This is a genomic window from Fluviicoccus keumensis, from assembly GCF_004217445.1.
Lineage (GTDB): Bacteria > Pseudomonadota > Gammaproteobacteria > Pseudomonadales > Moraxellaceae > Fluviicoccus > Fluviicoccus keumensis.
The window spans coordinates 53,972-71,403 of sequence record NZ_SHKX01000017.1; the positions used below are offsets into that span (position 1 = coordinate 53,972).

13 protein-coding genes and 2 pseudogenes are annotated in these 17,432 nt (G+C 55.0%); 2 read left to right on the forward strand and 13 right to left on the reverse strand.

Annotated features, from left to right (window positions below; genetic code table 11):
- Positions 1-389: 389 nt before the first annotated feature.
- From EV700_RS16180 to EV700_RS16190, 3 genes are read right to left on the reverse strand one after another with little or no spacing between them, the layout of a single operon-like run.
- Complete coding sequence (locus EV700_RS16180; protein ID WP_130415741.1) at positions 390-3,689, reverse strand: efflux RND transporter permease subunit; 3,300 nt, start codon at positions 3,687-3,689, stop codon at positions 390-392.
- Between the two features lie 9 nt (positions 3,690-3,698).
- Entirely contained in the window at positions 3,699-4,781 is a 1,083-nt protein-coding gene (locus EV700_RS16185) for an efflux RND transporter periplasmic adaptor subunit (protein ID WP_130415743.1), read from the reverse strand.
- Complete coding sequence (locus EV700_RS16190) at positions 4,766-5,389, reverse strand: TetR/AcrR family transcriptional regulator (RefSeq protein WP_130415745.1); 624 nt, start codon at positions 5,387-5,389, stop codon at positions 4,766-4,768. Before EV700_RS16190 ends, EV700_RS16185 begins: the two co-directional genes overlap by 16 nt.
- Positions 5,390-5,612: 223 nt before the next feature.
- On the opposite strand from EV700_RS16190, the gene EV700_RS16195 reads away from it, so the two are divergent.
- Positions 5,613-5,909 carry a hypothetical protein gene (locus EV700_RS16195; protein ID WP_130415747.1) on the forward strand — a complete coding sequence of 99 codons (297 nt, stop codon included), beginning with the start codon at positions 5,613-5,615 and terminating at the stop codon, positions 5,907-5,909.
- Positions 5,910-5,945: 36 nt separating this feature from the next.
- Here EV700_RS16195 and EV700_RS16200 read toward each other — a convergent pair whose 3' ends face one another.
- From EV700_RS16200 to EV700_RS16220, 5 genes are all read right to left on the reverse strand, one after another.
- Positions 5,946-6,950 carry a lipid A deacylase LpxR family protein gene (locus EV700_RS16200; RefSeq protein WP_130415749.1) on the reverse strand — a complete coding sequence of 335 codons (1,005 nt, stop codon included), beginning with the start codon at positions 6,948-6,950 and terminating at the stop codon, positions 5,946-5,948.
- 127 nt (positions 6,951-7,077) lie between these two features.
- Positions 7,078-8,247 carry an HlyD/EmrA/EmrK family protein gene (locus EV700_RS16205; protein WP_130415751.1) on the reverse strand — a complete coding sequence of 390 codons (1,170 nt, stop codon included), beginning with the start codon at positions 8,245-8,247 and terminating at the stop codon, positions 7,078-7,080.
- 20 nt (positions 8,248-8,267) lie between these two features.
- Entirely contained in the window at positions 8,268-9,728 is a 1,461-nt protein-coding gene (locus EV700_RS16210) for an efflux transporter outer membrane subunit (protein ID WP_130415753.1), read from the reverse strand.
- A 2-nt stretch (positions 9,729-9,730) separates the two neighbouring features.
- Complete coding sequence (locus EV700_RS16215; RefSeq protein ID WP_242610300.1) at positions 9,731-11,233, reverse strand: DHA2 family efflux MFS transporter permease subunit; 1,503 nt, start codon at positions 11,231-11,233, stop codon at positions 9,731-9,733.
- Between the two features lie 47 nt (positions 11,234-11,280).
- Positions 11,281-11,721, reverse strand: coding sequence for a MarR family winged helix-turn-helix transcriptional regulator (locus EV700_RS16220; RefSeq protein ID WP_130415757.1), 441 nt, complete (start codon positions 11,719-11,721; stop codon positions 11,281-11,283).
- Between the two features lie 199 nt (positions 11,722-11,920).
- Here EV700_RS16220 and EV700_RS17315 point away from each other — a divergent pair.
- Positions 11,921-12,160: pseudogene (locus tag EV700_RS17315) on the forward strand (hypothetical protein); the annotation flags it as partial.
- A 284-nt stretch (positions 12,161-12,444) separates the two neighbouring features.
- Here the strand turns inward: EV700_RS17315 and EV700_RS16225 are convergent.
- From EV700_RS16225 to EV700_RS16245, 5 genes and pseudogenes are all read right to left on the reverse strand, one after another.
- Positions 12,445-13,902 carry an aldehyde dehydrogenase family protein gene (locus EV700_RS16225; protein ID WP_130415759.1) on the reverse strand — a complete coding sequence of 486 codons (1,458 nt, stop codon included), beginning with the start codon at positions 13,900-13,902 and terminating at the stop codon, positions 12,445-12,447.
- Between the two features lie 146 nt (positions 13,903-14,048).
- A pseudogene (locus tag EV700_RS17165) lies at positions 14,049-14,189 on the reverse strand (IS1595 family transposase); the annotation flags it as partial.
- 71 nt (positions 14,190-14,260) lie between these two features.
- Positions 14,261-14,668 (reverse strand): PaaI family thioesterase, encoded by a 408-nt coding sequence (locus tag EV700_RS16235; protein ID WP_130415763.1) that lies wholly within the window; start codon positions 14,666-14,668, stop codon positions 14,261-14,263.
- A 95-nt stretch (positions 14,669-14,763) separates the two neighbouring features.
- Entirely contained in the window at positions 14,764-16,284 is a 1,521-nt protein-coding gene (locus EV700_RS16240; RefSeq protein ID WP_130415764.1) for a flavin-containing monooxygenase, read from the reverse strand.
- A gap of 17 nt (positions 16,285-16,301) precedes the next feature.
- Complete coding sequence (locus EV700_RS16245; protein ID WP_207224708.1) at positions 16,302-17,210, reverse strand: metal-dependent hydrolase; 909 nt, start codon at positions 17,208-17,210, stop codon at positions 16,302-16,304.
- Positions 17,211-17,432 lie beyond the last annotated feature (222 nt).

Here is a 17,432-nt window from a genome sequence, read left to right on the forward strand (position 1 = left end):
GCTTCACCAGCAAGTCCGGGCTGCCTGACTATGGCGCTGATCCGGGGGCACGAACTTCACGCCGCTGTGTTGGTGCTCCAGGTTGTACTGCTACTCAAAGTCCTGCGCCCAGACCCGCGCTGCCGAGACATCGGTCAAGACATCCACCGGGTAGCCCGGCCGGTACTTGTACGTGCGGAACAGACTCTCCGGATATGGGTTGCCGAGCCGCTTTGAGGCAACCGGCGTACTATTGGGTGTAGAGATTGGATTCGCGTCAAAAAGAATGACAGGATATCCCGTGATTTGGGCGTTTAAATGAAACATACAGGCTATTTGAAGGATTTTTCCAACAGCCTGTTTGTGCCCTGATGTCACTAAACATTCAGACAAATTTCTAAGGGGGTGTGTTAAACCGGATAACCTTTGTGCCTTAACAACAAAAACAACAACAAAGGCACAACCACCAAGGTTAACAGTGTAGCGGCTAAGGTGCCAAAAATCAGCGAGATTGCCAAACCACTAAAAAGAGGATCGGTAAGCATAATGCCACTGCCCAAAATAATCGCCAAAGCCGTCAGTAATATTGGGCGTAAGCGCACTGCGCCCGCCTCCAAAATCGCTTCACGCAACAATAGACCTTTTTGGCAATAATCCAAAACAAAATCAATAATTAATAATGAGTTGCGAACAACTACGCCGGCTAAGGCAATGACTCCGACCATCGATGTAGCCGAAAATTGAGCATTCATTAACCAATGTCCGGGGAAAATACCGACTAGCCCTAATGGAATGGCCGCCATCGCTACAATCGGTAAGCTAAATGATTGGTAATAAGCCACCAAAATCAAAAAGATAAAGACAATTGATATACCTAACGCCCCTAACATATCACGGTAGGTATCCAGCATTTGCCGTTGTGCACCATCCCATAACAAGACATAACCTTGTGCATTATCCACTTGTTGCGGACTAAAACGGAGATTGCCGGTATTTAGCAAGCTGCCATCTGGCAAAAGCATCTGATCCAAACGTTTATCCAAGTCCAATACGGCATAGGCGGGCGCACTTTTAGTCATTTCAGCCATCACATAGGTGACCCGCTCACCGTCTTTGTGTTGAATCGGGCGATCTGCTGTTGCCGGTTTAATATGCACCAACTCTGATAAAGGAATGGCTAAGCCCGTACGATTAATAATCGTACTATGACTCAACAACTGAAAATCGGGCTGATCTTGACGCGGAACCCAGAGTTGTACCGGAACGGGATTATGTTCACCACTGACATGGACACGGCCCAAGGTTTCACCTGTCCATAAACGGTTGAGTGCGGTAGCGATCTCGGCGGCACTGACACCCGACAAAGCCGCTTTTTCACGATCAATCACCAGCGTGTGGCGTGTGATGTCCACAGGTTCGGAAGATTTAACTTCGGCAATGTCCCATGTGTGCCGAAATTCTTTTTCTACGTGTTGGGCAATCCAGTGTAACTGCGCCGGATCGTTGCCATAAATTTCGGCCAGTACCGTCGAACGTACGGGTGGGCCTGGCGGATCTTCTAGCAATTGTATGGTAGCCCCGTGATAGTGGCTAACCACCGCCTGTAGTTTGGGTCGCAATTGACGAACAATTGCCATGGAGGTGAGCTGGCGTTGATGTTTATCGCGTAAATTGACCCGAATTTCCGCCACATGCGAACCGGTTTTTTCCGCCGCACCGCGTAATAAGCCACTAAAGTCGATCACACCGGATTGCCCTAACCACAATTGATAGTCGGTGACTTGCGGATCGTGACGTAACACCTCAATCACGGCTCGCGCAACCCGATCGGTTTCTTCCACCGCTGCCGTTTCGGGCAAATCCAAGGTGATGTTAAAGGTGTTTTTGTTATTCGATGGCATCATCGACATTTCAACACCAAACGACGCCTGCGGCCCGCCTACACCTTGTGGACGGATGAATTGCCAGGCGGGTTGTAACAACGATAACAAAATTAATGCTAATACCATTGCAAATGCCAAGCGACGATATCGAGCGTGATCGACCAAGGGAATCAATAATCGGCGATACCACGCTTGAATGCCGTGAGTGGGTGGCTGTGCTGCATCGATGGCTTGCTCTAAGGCATGGCCTTCCCCTGCCTTCAACCAGCGATGGGCCGCCCACGGCACCACGGTATACGCCACTAATAACGAACACGCCATCGCCACGGGCACATTAAAAGCCATGGGATAAAAGTATTCGCCCGCCATTCCTGTCACTGATACCAGAGAACCAAAAACCAGCATTACCGCTAACGTGGCCAAATTGGTTGGGTTGCCGATCTCACGGGCTGCTTCCACGGTTATCCACCGCTTGTTGGCTTGTCCCAAATGGGCATATCGCCGATGCACGTTTTCAATCACAACAATGGCGTCATCCACCAACAATCCCAATGATAAGATCAAGGCAAACAGCGACACCCGATTGATCGATAAGCCCACTATCCACGCAATACCCAAGGTCAACGCCAACACTAACGGCACACTCATGCCCACAATCAAGGCCTCTTTTCGACCTAGAAAGACTAACGTGACCAAAAATACGGCCAACACCGCAATGCCCAAGTGCTCCATCAGACCATTAACGGTATCGTTGGCAATTTCGCCGTCGTTACGTGTCACCACCACATGGACACCGGTGGGAATAAACGCTTTTTGCATCTTGGCCACGCGAGCCAAGACCGCATCGGCCACTTCCACCGCATTACTGCCACGTTGTTTTGCCACGGCCAAAGTGACGGCGGGCATATCGGGTTGTTGGCTCTGATCAAAGCGTCGATCAGCGGCACCAAAACCAAAACGACTGAGCGTGCTTGGTTCTTGGGTTGGACCGTCGATAATTTGTGCCACATCTTGCAAATACACCACCTGCTCGTCATGGCTGGCTAGTACCACATGGCGCACATCGTCTACCGAGGTAAATTCACCTTGCAAAAACAGTTGCTGGTTTTGTCCTTGTAGTACGGACACTCCTAAAGGCATAGCAATATTAGCAGCACCCAATGCCGCTCGAATGCCGTCCATGCTTAGGCCATACGCTTGCAATCGTTCTGGATTAAGAGCGATACGCACCTGACGCTCGCGACCGCCCTGCACATAACTGGCCGATACCGATTTTAACGACAATAAACCATCACGAAGCCGATCAGCTAAACGCTTCAAGGCATAATCATCATAATGCTCTGAGGCCAAGGTCACAGTGACAATCGGCACATCATCGACATTAACACCACGAATCACCGGTACACTGGCTCCGACAGGCAACGAGGTATTGGCAATACGATCATGGAGTTTGACTAATGCGGTTTCTTGATTTTCACCAATGACAAATTGCACCGACAACTGGGCGACCGAATTAGCCGCCGTCGCATAGACATGATCCACCGCTGGAATTTGTTTAATGCTCGCTTCCAAGGGGCGCACCAGTAAACGCTCCACCTCCTCAGCCGAGGCTCCCGCCAACTCAACACGGATAGCCGCCGACGGCACGGTAATTTGTGGATTATCTTCACGCGGGGTATGGCTAATGGCATACAAACCTATGCCTAAACACGCCAGAATAAACAAGTGAGTTAGTTTAGAGGTGATAAAAATATCGGCTAATAACGCCGCCAAACTCCATTTTGGGCTTGAGTTGGCCGAAGTGTCTTTTGATTGTGGAGAGCGCATGTCGATCCCCTAGCGTGGCACAGGGAGTGCTACAACCCTGTCACCATCACGCAGTTGCGGACTTGCTATAGCCACTACCTGTTCACCGGCACTCAGCCCTGCATTCACCGCCACTTGCTGCGGCCATTCGCGTCCCAAACGTAACCAGCGAAATTGGACTTTATGCTGGTTATCGACCACAAACACGCCTTGTAAGCCACCACGTTCTATCAGGGCCGATTTCGGCACGATCACTTCGGCGGTTTGCCCTAAAGTGAATACAGCGCGACCAAACATACCCGACAACAAGCGCTGGTTAGGCTGGGCTGGCAAACTGATTTTGACTTGATAGGTGTGCGTGGATGTATCTTGGCTAGGTACAATACGGGCGACATGACCGATTATTGCGTGGGGTACGGCGTCTACATAAACCGTCACGGGCATGCCCACACTAACATTGGCTAATTGTTGCTCCGGCAAACTGGTGCTGAATAACCATTGTTGATTGGCTTCAATGGTCAAAATAGGATTGTTGGGTGCGGCTAAATCACCCACACGCAACTGACGATCCACCACAACACCGGTGAGTGGACTGCGAATTTCACTGTATTGACGTTGTGCTTTGGCGGTGGTCAGCACAGCTTGTGCTTGATGTAAGGTCTGTAATGCCGTGTCTTGACGTAATTGCGCTTTGCGTAATTCATTATCTGCGGCATGACCCTGACTAAATAATAGTTGCAAGTGCTCAGCATCCGTCCTGGCATCGGTCACCGCTGCTTGTGCGGCTTGTAATTCAGCGCCAGCTTGCTGAATAGCGCCTTCGACCTGACTGGCATCTAAACGCACCAACACTTGACCTTGCTGAATGTTTTCCCCTTCTTGTACACGTATCTCGCGAATATAGCCGGTTAACTGCGAGCTGAGTGCTAAGCGTTGATCGGAAATCACACGGCCAGTACGCACATATTCATCCTTGGCGCCTGTACTAGCTTGCACTGTGGCAAGCTGATAAGTCTGCGCCTGACGTGAAACTACAGTATGAACATTTTCCTGATTATTGCAGCCAGGCAAAAGTACCATCATCATGCATAAATGGATTAACACAAAGCGCATGCTTTATCCCCTTGATCTGAAAATACGCCATGACGTAACAACTGCACAATATGCTGGGTCAGCAACTCTGGTTGATCCTGTAGGGATATATAGCCTGTCAATGATCGTCGCACGTGGCTGGTTTCAAAGGGAAACACTATCAAGCTAATAATGGAAACGGCTAAAAAATGGGCATTTTGCTGTGGTGCAACATAACTCACCAAGCTGGCAATTTGGTCAAAAAAAGGCGCAAACACTTGCTCAGTCAACGCTTGTGACCGTAGATCATCCTGATCTAATAATACCCATTGCATCAGACGTTGAAAGTCACGATTAGAAGCCAGCGTTTGAATAAATTCACGAATAAAATCAGTCAAGCGTTGCCATGGTTCGGCACTGGTTTGTGCGGCTAGTGTGGCTGACGCTAAACAATTATTAAAACTGTGCTCGACTATCGCCAGATACAGACTCTCTTTGTCTGGAAAGTGGTAATACAACGCCGACACGGTCAAGCCCACAGCATTCGCCATGTGACGCATGGATACGCCTTCGAAGCCATCGTTGGCAAACAACATGATGCCCTTGTTGAGGATACGCTCACGAGTGATCTCGGGGGGTGAAGCGGTCATAGCGAGTCCCAGATTTTCTACTTAACGAACGTTCAGTAAAATCGCACAAACTAAAAAAATGTGCAAGTAGGGGAGAATCCGCGGACAAGAGGAAATTCGTCAGATAGGGGACGTCTCTGAAAACGGATAGTCAAGTACGCTAAGCCGGTTTCATCGGCCGTAACGGCGTCCGATTTTGGCAGGGCGGAGCCACATTCTGTGTCATCGCGGTGTTGAGATCGGCTTGTATGGAAAACCGGCGCATCGTGGCCTCGCCGTTTCACCGAAACTCGCCACGATCCTGTTGACCATGCGCATCGGAAACAACAGTAAGCTTGTGCGCGGCATGAAGCGCGCGATCGAACACATCGAGCGTTACTGCCTGGCAGAATACGAGGGTTGGGAGCAAGCGCCTAGCGTAGGTTTTTCCATTTTCTATGGCGACCCCTATTATGCCAATGTGGGTGATTCCAATACGATTGGCAAAGCCGACATCGACGACAGCCCCTGGTGCATGAGCCTGAGCTATTTTTTCCAGTAAGCGCTGCACAGCCGGCACCTTGGTGCCTGCGTCCCATCAATATCGGTAGGTAATGCCGAGCGATCCAAAGACTTGGTCTGCGTGTGCATTGTTGAAGATTTTGGTGCTGCGGGCCAAGGCGTATTCATAACCCCAGTTGCCACGGTTCCAGCTCAGCCCGCCCGAGAGGAAGTACTGCTCCTGCCGGAGCGTGAGGTCGGTTTCCTTACCGCCGAAGTTATTACCCTGCACATAAATGGCATTGGGCTGGTAGCGTGCCATCACGGCAATAAAAAAATAGATATCGTTTCCAAGCTCACCTGCCAGCTGGTTGGTGTCACGCCCAGGAAGCAGTCCGGCAGTGGGAAAGCTACGCATTAGGTTTTTGCCCAGGCGCATGCTGAAGGTGAGGTCAGCCGTGCTCTCGAAGGTGCCGGCGCCGACCTCTGCATGCGTGATCAGGTCCATGCCCCAGGGACTGTCGTCGAAGTCGATGGCTGCCGTGCGCCATTTGCGCGCTACGCCTATCTTGAATACGGGCTCGTTGTCGAGCTGGGTGCTCCAGCCTTCCGGCTGCTGCGAGCCGATGATGCGATGAAAGGTTTTTTGCGCGGCTGCGGCACCCGAGGCCGGCCCGACAATACCCAGCGTCAGGTAGGCACGGTCGGCAACGTGGTCATCATACGCGTGCAGCGTGCCTTTCCAGTACAACAGGCCCGAATAGGGTAGGTCGTCTTTGGGAGGGTTCTGGTCACTGATGTCTTGCGGGGTGTACGTGGCGAGCCCGATCTTGTACGAGACGGCGCGCCTCTGGTTCGGGTCCTGGCTGAGCCAGAGCGGGCGGGCCAGCGAGGTAATCCAGTGTGGGGCGATCTCGTCGTAGGTCCTGGCATCTCCGTGAGCCCAGTCGAGCTGGGTGCCGGAGGTATAGCCGTAGTCCTTGCCGGCGAAGAAGTCATTTTCAAAAGTGAAGGTGAAAAAATTGACCGGAGCGTTGTCGGCTTGGGAATACCCGGGTGCGATTGTGCAAAGAAGTGACAGCAGCAAGAGTGAGTGACGCATAGCTCGCCTCTAATCTTAAGCCTGGCCACGTGCAGCCGACAGCCGAGGAAACGAAAACCTAATTTATGCGCGTGCTGCGCCAGGATAGCCTGAAATTGCTCTCCTATTTTTTTTGGTGGTCGAGCACTCACCCCTTTGCCAATTGTTTGGCAATGATACTTCGGGCCGCTTCATCCGCCTGTTTCATGGGCACGGTGGGCGCTTGCGTTATATAGGCAGGATTCGCTGGGGCCGGTGCGCCCAACATCTGACCGCTTGTGTCATGGGTGTCCGCGGTGGCCAGCATCGACAAGCCCACGCGCAGTGGATGGGCGCGCAACTCCTGCGGGTCAAGCGCGATGCGAACCGGCACGCGCTGCACGACCTTTATCCAGTTGCCGGTGGCATTTTGCGCTGGAAGCAGCGAGAACGCGCTTCCCGTTCCCGGAGACAAGCCCAGCACCTTGCCGTGATATTCTATCTTGCCGCCGTAAGCGTCGGCCTCCAGCGTGACAGGTTGCCCTACGCGGATGTTGCGCAGTTCGGATTCCTTGAAGTTGGCATCCACCCAGAGCTGATCGACAGGAATGATGGTCATCAGTGCTGTGCCCGGAACCACATGAGTGCCTACTTGCACACTGCGCTTGCCGATGTAACCCGAAACCGGAGCCAGCACCGCATTGCGCCGTGCGGCAATCCACGCCTGGATGAAATCGGCCTTGGCCGCAAGCACATTTGGGTGCTGCTCAATGGTGACTCCTTGCAGACCTGCGCGAGCTGTCTCCAATTGCTTCTCGGCCACGCTCAAAGCGGACTCGGCTGTCTGGACGGTTTGCTGTGCGTGCGCCACTTCTTCAAGCGGTAAGGTCTGATCCGCCGCCAGGGGCTGTCTGCGGGCAAAGTCGTCCTGAGCCCGTATGAGCTCCTTGCGTCGCAATACAACGGTGGCTTCGTACTGTGACAGTCCGGTGTACTGCTCACGTAGCTGGCGCACCACGGAGCCCAATTTCGCTTCGGCCTGGGCTAGGGCCACCTCTGCATCGACGGGATCGAGCTTGATCAGCTCTGCGCCTGCTTGAACCTGTTGCGTCTCGTCCGCACTGATAGCCACGACATTACCGGTGACTTGGGCGGTCAGTGTCACCACGTTACCGCCGACATAGGCGTTGTCGGTATACTCCCGTTTGGAGAGGACCAGCGCGGCATACACAGCATAGAGCGCACTGCCGATCAGAAACAACGCAGTGATGCCGATTAGCACCCAGCGGCGCTTGCGTTGCTGTTGGGGGGAGCCTGTGTCAAGTTGAGTATCTGTCATATCGTTTCCCGTCAATTCATCTAAGTGTTCTTGGCCTGTGCCGTTCCGGTGCTGACAGCGTGATAGCCGCCGCCCAAGGCCCTTGTCAGCCGCAGATCGGCTTGCAGGCGCTGTCGAATCAGTGTCAATTCGACTTGTTTGTCCTGGTGCACCGCCAAGTCGGCACGCAGTAGGCTGGCGCGATCCGACAATCCTCGGTCCAGCTTCGCCTTGGTATTGCGCTGGAGCGCCGCCGTATTGGTGGACATGGCCTGTTGTTGCTCAAGTTGCTTGTCCAAGCCCTTGATGGAGGCAGCGGTCTGTGTCACCTCGCGCGTGGCATCCAGCACTTGCTGGTTGTAATTGGCGATCAATTCATCCCGCCCACTGCGCACGGACGCTAACTGGCCTTTCAAGCTGTCGCGCTTGAAAATCGGCAGTGACAACGTCGGGCCTATGAGGAAAGTGCGGCTGCTTGCCTGGAACAGATCCGACAAGGACAACGCGTCAAGTCCCAAGGACGCGCCCAAGTTGATTTCGGGGTAGAACGCGGCCTTGGCGGCCTCGACACGACTCATTGCGGCCTCGACTCGCAAATGTGTTGCCTGGAGATCAGGCCTGCGGGCCAGCAGCTCAAAGCCCAGTTGAGCGGGAACCCCCTCGCGAGGCCTCGGCAAGGGACGAATCGCCAGCAGGTTGATCGATGGGGCATTGCCGCCGACCAGTGCCCGCAGCGCTTCCCTTTCCCCCAAGGCATGCGCCTGGACTTCGGCCAGACGGCGTTTCAACTCGGCGAGCTTGGACTGCTCAATCAGCGCCTCGTCCGATGACACCAATCCTCGCGCCTGACGCTTTTGTTTGTCCTCCACCAGCGCCTGCTGGACACCAATCTGCTCTTGCAGATCCGCCATGACCGCACCATCGGCCTGAAACTCGAAGTAGCTCTGCGCCACTGACAGTGCCAGCGCCTGACGCACCTGAGCCTGCTCCGCCTGTCGCGCCGCTTTCTCGCCAGCCGCTGCGGTAATCAGCTCGCGATTCTTGCCCCAAACATCGATGTCTTTTCGGAGGTCCAACTGCACATTGAAGTCACTGAACGTGCTCCCGCCAATGGGGGCAGGAAACAGTCCGTTGGCCGAGTAGCGTTGCCGGTTGGTGGATGCATCGACACCTACACTCACCTTATCGCCGGCGCGCGTGATGACCAGAGCCGCCTGGGCCGCGTAGACCCGGATAGTCGCTGCTTCAAGGCTTGGGTTGTCATGCAGTGTCTGTTCGATCAGGCGGTTTAGTTGTTCATCGTCATATCGCTGCCACCAATCATCCCGAGGCCATGCGCATTCTGCGGCTTGACGGAGATCGTCGGGCAGTTGCACCGCACTGCCATCTGACTGGCGCAGCGTGCTGGACTCGGGTGGAACGCTCACGCACGCTGCCAGTGACAGGCTGATCGCCAGCATGAGGTACGAGCGTTTGAAGATGGATGGATAAGTGGTATGCATAGTTACTCCATGGCGGCATGGTCGATTTGGCCGGCATCTTTGGAGCGCTCCGGTCGCATCAAGATCAACAAGGGGATGATGACCAGCGTCATGAGGAACATCATCCAGAAGTCATCGATGTAGGCGATCATTGATGCCTGCCGCGTGATCTCTGTGTTGAGCAAGGCAGCGCCCGCGCCAGAGGTGCCATAGAAAGCATTGATCGACGGGCTTTGTAACGTGGCGTTGGCTACGCTGATGTGCTCGGTCAGCGAGGCGTGGGCGATTTGCGTATTGCGGGTCAACAGGGTCTGAACCAGTGCTATACCCACACTGCTGCCGATATTACGCACCAGGCTGTAGATGGCTGCGCCCTCCGCGCGCATTTCTGGCGACAAGGTCGAAAACGCCGCTGTACTCAACGGAACGAAGACCAGTCCCAAGCCGATGCCTTGAATCACGCCAGGCCAAACAATGTCGGACTGCGACAGCACAAGCGTGTACCTGCTCATCTGCCACAAGGAAAGAGCAGTCAGCCCAAATCCGGCCGCCAGGAGATAGCGCACATCTATCTTGCCAACCAAACGGCCGACGATGACCATGGCCAGCATCGTTCCCAAGCCACTGGGAGCAGTGACCAGTCCGGCCGCTGCCGCTGGATAACCCATCAGGCCCTGCAACATGGAAGGGGTGAGCGCGCGCGTGGCAAACAGCACCATGCCCACGATAGCGATGAAGACCAGCCCGGTGACGTAGTTGGAGTTCATCAGCAGGCGATAATCGAAAAATGACTTACCCGCAGGCCGCAGAGCGGTGTGTGCCACAAAATAGGCGAAGCTGATCGCCAGCAGAATCGCCTCGATCCAGGTCTCGCGCGAGGAAAACCAGTCGTTCTGCTCTCCCCGATCCAACAGCATCTGCAAAGCCCCGATGGCAAGGCTTAAGGTCACGAAGCCGAACATATCAAAACGCATGCGGCGTGTGGCAAGCGTCCGTGGGATGTAACGCCATGCCCCGTAGAGCGCCATGGCACCCACCGGCACGTTGATGAAGAACACCCAACGCCAGTCGTAGGCATCGGTGAGCCAGCCGCCCAGCGTCGGGCCAAGGATCGGGCCGATCATGACGCCCATCCCCCATACGGCCATGGCCGAACCGTGCTTCTCACGCGGATTGATGTCGAGCAGGACAGCTTGGGATAAAGGGACCAGCGCCGCACCAAAAATCCCCTGGATGAAACGAGCCAGCACAATCTCGGTAAGTGAGCCAGCGATGCCGCATAGCACTGAGGCGATGGTGAACCCGGCAATCGAGGCCAGAAACACACTCTTGCGCCCGAACCGGTCGCACAGCCAGCCAGTCAGGGGCATGGTGATGGCAGAGGCCAGGATGAAGGAGGTCAGCACCCAGGTAATCTGATCCTGAGACGCCGAAAGGTTGCCTTGCATATGGGGCAAGGCCACGTTGGCAATCGTGCCATCCAACGCCTGGATGATCGTTGCCAGCATGATCGAAATCGTGATCATGCCGCGATGCTGAATAGGCTGTGTCGGGCTTTGGGCTGCCTCTGAATTCATAGCGCCTCCTCAATCTTGGATTGCAAGGTTTCAAGGAGCTCGGTGACATCAAGCAGTCGATCTCGATCCAAACCGTTCAAGACCTCTTGTCGGTAGAGGGCGGCTTCGGACTTCACGTTGGCATAAAGCTCGCGCCCTGCTTCCGTCAGCAATACATGCTTGACTCGCCGGTCTGTTTCAGATGGATGCCGCTCCACCAGACCAGACTTGACGAGACGGTCGATGAGGCTGACCAGAGAGGGGCCTTCCACACCCAACGCATGTGCCAGTTCGATCTGTGAGAGGGCGCTTTTAGCCTTGGCGATGGCCGTGATGGCCAGCCAGCCAGCTTGGCCTACTCCCAGGTGCCGGAGACGGCGGTCAACTGCCTGTCGCCAAATTCGGGCCGTGTTGTGCAGCGCCAGTGCAAAACGTTCTTCGATGGAGGTAGCGGACATTGATTCGCACCATAATCATTCGCATGTCATCTATATAATAGCATAAAGCGGGGTCAGATCACGAGCCGGAAATAAAGCAAACTAAGCACGGTCAGTCGCCGATAGCCACCGATACAACGTGGCGATGGAAACGCCAAGACGGCCCTGATGCTGCGCCAGCCGCGTCAAAACGGCTGGCCGTCGCGTTGCGGGAGTTGGGGCGGTAAGGGCCTTGCAGGATCATGGTCAGCCGATTGATGAGGCGCTGTTTGTACTTATCGTCGCTGGGTTGGGAACACATCAACCTGACGGGGATTATCTGTGGCGCAGCCGTGTCAAGATCGGGGTGGGCGGGTTCAGGCCGCTACGGCCGATGAAACCATTTAATTTCCGATTCCTGAGACGACCCCAGATAGCCCAAGTATTTATATACAGCCATCACGCTCCCAATTCAGCGTGATCTTGGCGTCTGGCCGATGACGTGCCGTCAATTTTTCCGGTATTTAGGCGTGATACGCCGAGGGCGGCGGAATGCAATACAGGATTTTCGTCACCCATTGCGGCTGAGCTGCTGAAGCCGGAGGAAATGGCGCCGCCGTTGAAATCAGTCCGCCCGGAAAAACCGTCAATGGTGGGAACGTGTCGGGGTGGTATGAACCAAGGGCTGTCTTGGCTGGTTGCGATACGCAGTATGGAGGAGGGTGGCTGCAACCCCCAGCCTATACGCCAAAAGCCCCTGAGACGTTACACCATCGGCAGTTTCAACGAGTCCAGCGCCATCTTGATTACCTTCATCCGCGTCGCGTTATAGGGTGAGAAAAACAGCCGCACCAGCATGATCGCGGAGGCGCGCACGACCGCCCGTTCGTGCGAGAAAGCTTTGAAGCCGAAATGCCCGTGCGCGTTGCCGATTCCCGAATTATTCACGCCGCCAAAAGGCAGGTTACCGTGCGCGACCTGCATCAGGCAGTGGTTGATGCACGCGCCGCCGGAGGACGTGCGCTCCATCACCCGGTCAATGTTGGCCTGATTGTGGCTCCACAAATACAGTGCCAGCGGTTTCGGCCGCGCGTTGATATCGGCGATCACTTCATCCAGATCGTTGAAGGGGATGATGGGCAGCACCGGTCCGAAAATCTCTTCCTCCATGATGCGGGAATCGCCCGGCACCTGGTCCAGCAGGGTTGGCGAAACCCAGCAATCACTGACATCAACATCACCGCCGGTCAGCACCTTCGCGCCGCCGCCAACCGCATCCTGCAACAGCGAAGCGACCCGTCCGGCATGACGCGGATTGACGATACGCGTCAGGTCAGGGCTCGCTTTCTGCTCAGCAGCGGTCTTGCCATAGCGGGCCTCGATAATCGTCCGGCATTCCGCGACAAAAGCGTCCTTCACCGAGGCATGCACATACAGGTAATCGGGGGCGACGCAGGTCTGTCCCGCGTTGAGGAGTTTGCCCCACATCAGCGTTTCGGCGGCGGTCTTCAGGTTGGCACTGGCGTCGACAATGGTGGGAGACTTGCCGCCCAGCTCCAGCGTGACGCTGGTCAGGTGCTTGGCGGCGGCGGTCATCACCACTTTGCCCACCATCGGTGAGCCGGTGAAGAAGATGTGGTCGAAGGGCATGTCCAGTAAGGCGGTCGCCGTCGGCAGGCTGCCTTCGAACAGCGCCACTTCGTTTTCCGGGAAGACATCGCGGATGATATCGGCCATCACTTTCGACACCGCCGGCATCATTTCCGAGGGTTTGAGAATGACGGTATTTCCGGCGGCCAGCGCCGACACCAACGGGCCAAAGCAGAGGTTTAGCGGGTAATTCCACGGCGCAATAATCAGTACGCGCCCGCGGGGCTGATACTGCACCCAGGCCTTTGTGGCGATCATCAGGCTGGTCGGCCATACCCGCTGCGGTTTCATCCAGTGCTTCAGGCGGCCGATGGCGTGACGGATTTCATCCAGCACCGGCATGAATTCAGTGATATCGACCTCTGCAACCGGTTTGCGGTAGTCGCTGGCGAAAGCCTTGTAGAAGTCTTCCCGCTTTGCCAGCAGCGCTTCGCGCAGGCGCTTGATGCGGTTCAGCCGTTCAGTGGCGGTGGACTGACGCCAGCGCAGGGCTGTTTCCAGTTGGTCGTCAAAAACACGCTTCATCTGGGTGGGATCGGATTCGGTGTAGATGATGGGACTGATGGCATTCATAGTGATTATCCGGTTGTGAGTTTTGGACAATAGCGCCATAGAAAAGGGCTATGTCGTCGTTAATTGTTAAAAGTAATTCGCGCGCCAAGGCGACACTCAGGCGCATGGCAGGCGCGATATTTGGCCCAAATCACTCCCAAAATCGTCCAGCTCAAGTAATTCGCCAAATACTTGGCCGCACCGCCGTGAAAGCGTACCATCTTCTGCTGCAGCCGGCTGTCGCAGGCATTCTCATTCTGGATGTGATACGCCCCTTCGATCACCCGGATACCAGCCGCCAGGTTTACGACAAAGACGAGCCGACCCGCCTGAGCAGGACACGGAACCTGCTCGGGAGTATTCCAACAGCACACAAGCTTCAGACGATTCGATAAATCATCGATCCACTTGCCACCGCCTTGCCATCGGCATCGACAATGTCCACATCACAAAACACCAATTCCTTGCCGCGACGTCGGACGATACCCGTCGCCAGAATATCCTTCCCGATAGCGGCCGATAGGTAATTAATCGTGAGGCTCACCGTAGCGGCCTTGACACCCCGCGAGACATCATGGCTGGACCAGGCGGCAAGCGCCCCGGTCAAGTCGAGCAGGCTGCTCATGACGCCACCATGCAGTGCTTCGCCACCCCCCACCAAGTCATGACGGAATGGAACCTTAATGGTGGCCCGATCTGGGACAAGCTCAACAATCTCAACCCCTAACAATTTCTGAAAGGGGACATTTGGGTAGGCAGCTACCAGGGCCTCCACAAAATCGCTCATACAACCTCCTTTGGGAATGAATCCGCTTAATCAAGGCAGCGCACTTGTCATCAAGGAAACAAGCTGCCCCATAGTTTTCTCTACCGCGACGCGCTTCACGAGGCGATCGCGGCCCGCCTGGAATCTGCGGTTACTTGCGGCCTGCTGAACAGCATCGCTCCATCATCGACCCTGCCGCGGCGAATCATGTTCATGTCGAGCGCATAATTCTGAAACAGCCGCCACGGCACCTTGTCGCCCTGACGAGGCAGGCGATCAACGGCGCGCTGGAAATAACCTGAGGTCATGTCAAGGTACGGCATTCGCTTGATGGAAGTATCGTTGACGCGTGGCACGCATATCTTCGTGCTGGTCTTGTCCATGTGCTTGAGAAGACGGCACACGTATTCGGCGATCAGATCTGCCTTCAACGTCCATGAGGCATTGGTGTAACCCATGGTGTTCGATAAGTTCGGCAAGTCGCTGAACATCATGCCTTTATAATTTAGCGACTGGCTGGCTTGGAAAGGCTTGCCATCCACAATAAACTCGGCTCCTCCGAAGAGTTGCAGTTCGAGGCCGGTAGCACAAACAACTATGTCTGCCGGTAGCTCCTGCCCACTCTTCAGCCTGATGCCGTGCGCGGTGAAGCGATCAATATGATCGGTCACCACCGACGCCTTGCCCGCTTTAAGGGCTTTGAACAGATCTCCGTTAGGCACCGCACAAAGGCGCTGATCCCAAGGATTGTAGGTCGGCGTGAAGTGCTTTATGTCAACACTCTTGCCCACCTGCGCCCGCACTTGTGCAAGCAGCATACGCCGGACAGCCAACGGTCGCGAGCGCGACAGTTTGAACATTCCCGCAGTCAGCGCAATATTGCGCGTCCGGCCGATGCGGTATACGAGCATTTCGGGGAGCATCCGGCGCATGGCCTCCGAGACCAGATCCTTTTGTGGCACGCTAAGAACGTAGGTGGGAGAACGTTGCAGCATGGTGACGTGTGCGGCCTTGTCGGTCATGGCCGGGACAATGGTAATAGCCGTCGCGCCTGAGCCGACCACCACAACCCTCTTGTCTGTATAATCAAGGTCTTTGGGCCAGAACTGCGGCAACACGAACCGACCCTTGTATTTCGGCAAGTCCTTGAACTCCGGCACATACCCTTTGTCGTAGTTATAGTAGCCGGAGCACATCATCAAGAAGTTGCAGGTATAGGTCTCTGTGGCATCCCCCTCCTTTGGTTCCGTGCCGGCATCATAATTGCCGACCCGCGTCTCCACGGTCCACAAGGCTGTCTCACTCGACCAAGACGCCCTGATGACCTTGCGCCCGAAGCGGATATGCCTGTCAATGCCGTTTTCCCAGGCAGTTTGACGCACGTAATCCCGAATCTTGGGGCCATCAGCGATGATCTGCGGATCCGTCCACGGTTTGAAATTATAGCCAAGGGTGAACATGTCTGAATCTGACCGGATCCCTGGGTAACGAAAGATATCCCAAGTTCCGCCAATTGCCGTGCGGCGCTCGAGAATGGCATAAGTTTTCCCCGGGCACTTGCTCTGCAAGTGATAGGCGGCGCTGATGCCAGAGATGCCGGCGCCTACGATGAGTACATCGACGTGGTTGTTTGTCATTGCAGTCAGCCGTTTTCTCAATGTACAGCCGTTTCCATGACGGCAGAGCGATTCTTGAAGTAAGTGTTCAGAAAGCCGTTGTCGCCAAACATGGCCTTTGCCCACTTTGCCTCTAGCGCGCTGGTGTCGTGCTGCGCAGGATGGAAGTGCTTGGCAAGGAACAACGGCAATTTCGGCAGAATGCCCGTGACAAAACCTTGGGGGCCGAGCATGAGATTCAACCCTTTGCGGATATCCCGGATATCGGTGGCCTTGCCCTCTCGTGCCACCAACCACGCCCAACTCAGGAACACAGCAGGAACCATCGTGACAACCACGGCGGCGGCGGCGGTTGCACGCTCAATACGCGAATTGCCTACCAATTCGTACACATCATAGGCAACCGCCTTGTGCTCGAGTTCCTCGAATGCGTGCCACTGCCAGAGCTTGATCATCTCCGGATCAGCCTTTTCAGCAAACTCGGGGTTCTCCAGCAGATCCTCGGCAAGCAGTGCTGTAAAATGCTCCATGAATGTTGTGGCCGCGATCTGGGTGCTCTTTGGCAGTCGCTCCAGTAAGCCAAGTCCCAGTTTTGCAGCAGCCACCGGAAAGCGCAGGTCAATGCCGCGCTGTTCGAGCAGTTGATTTAGCCTGTCATGCTCGCGCCCGTGGATTGCTTCTTGCCCCATAAAGCCGGAAACCTGATCCTTCAGCCTGACGTCTTGGACGAGGTCGCGATAATTCCTTACAGAGTTCATGAAGAAGCGCTCACCGGGAGGAAACCAGCTCGACAGCATGGCGAAGAACAAGGTGGCCGTGGCGTTGTCATCGTAGAAGTAGCGGTTCGTAGCATCCATGTGGAAATCCATCTGCCGGGGCGGAATGCCGACGCGGGCTCCTGCAGGCTGGCGGCGACTGGCTTTCAGGGTGGTGGTTTCTTCAATCATGAGGTGTACTCCTTCTGTAATGGCACGGTGAGTGATAATTGACTCACAGCGTTGACCTTTCTCTTGGTCATTTGACCAAATTAAAACGATGCTATCAGCAAGTACGGTTAGCCAGTATGTCAAAAAGTGCCAAATTTATATCATTACAGGCCACCTCATTAATTATCGTGCATCAGAATGGCCCTTATAAGGCTCAGCCCTTCCAATCGTGGCGCAAGGTGA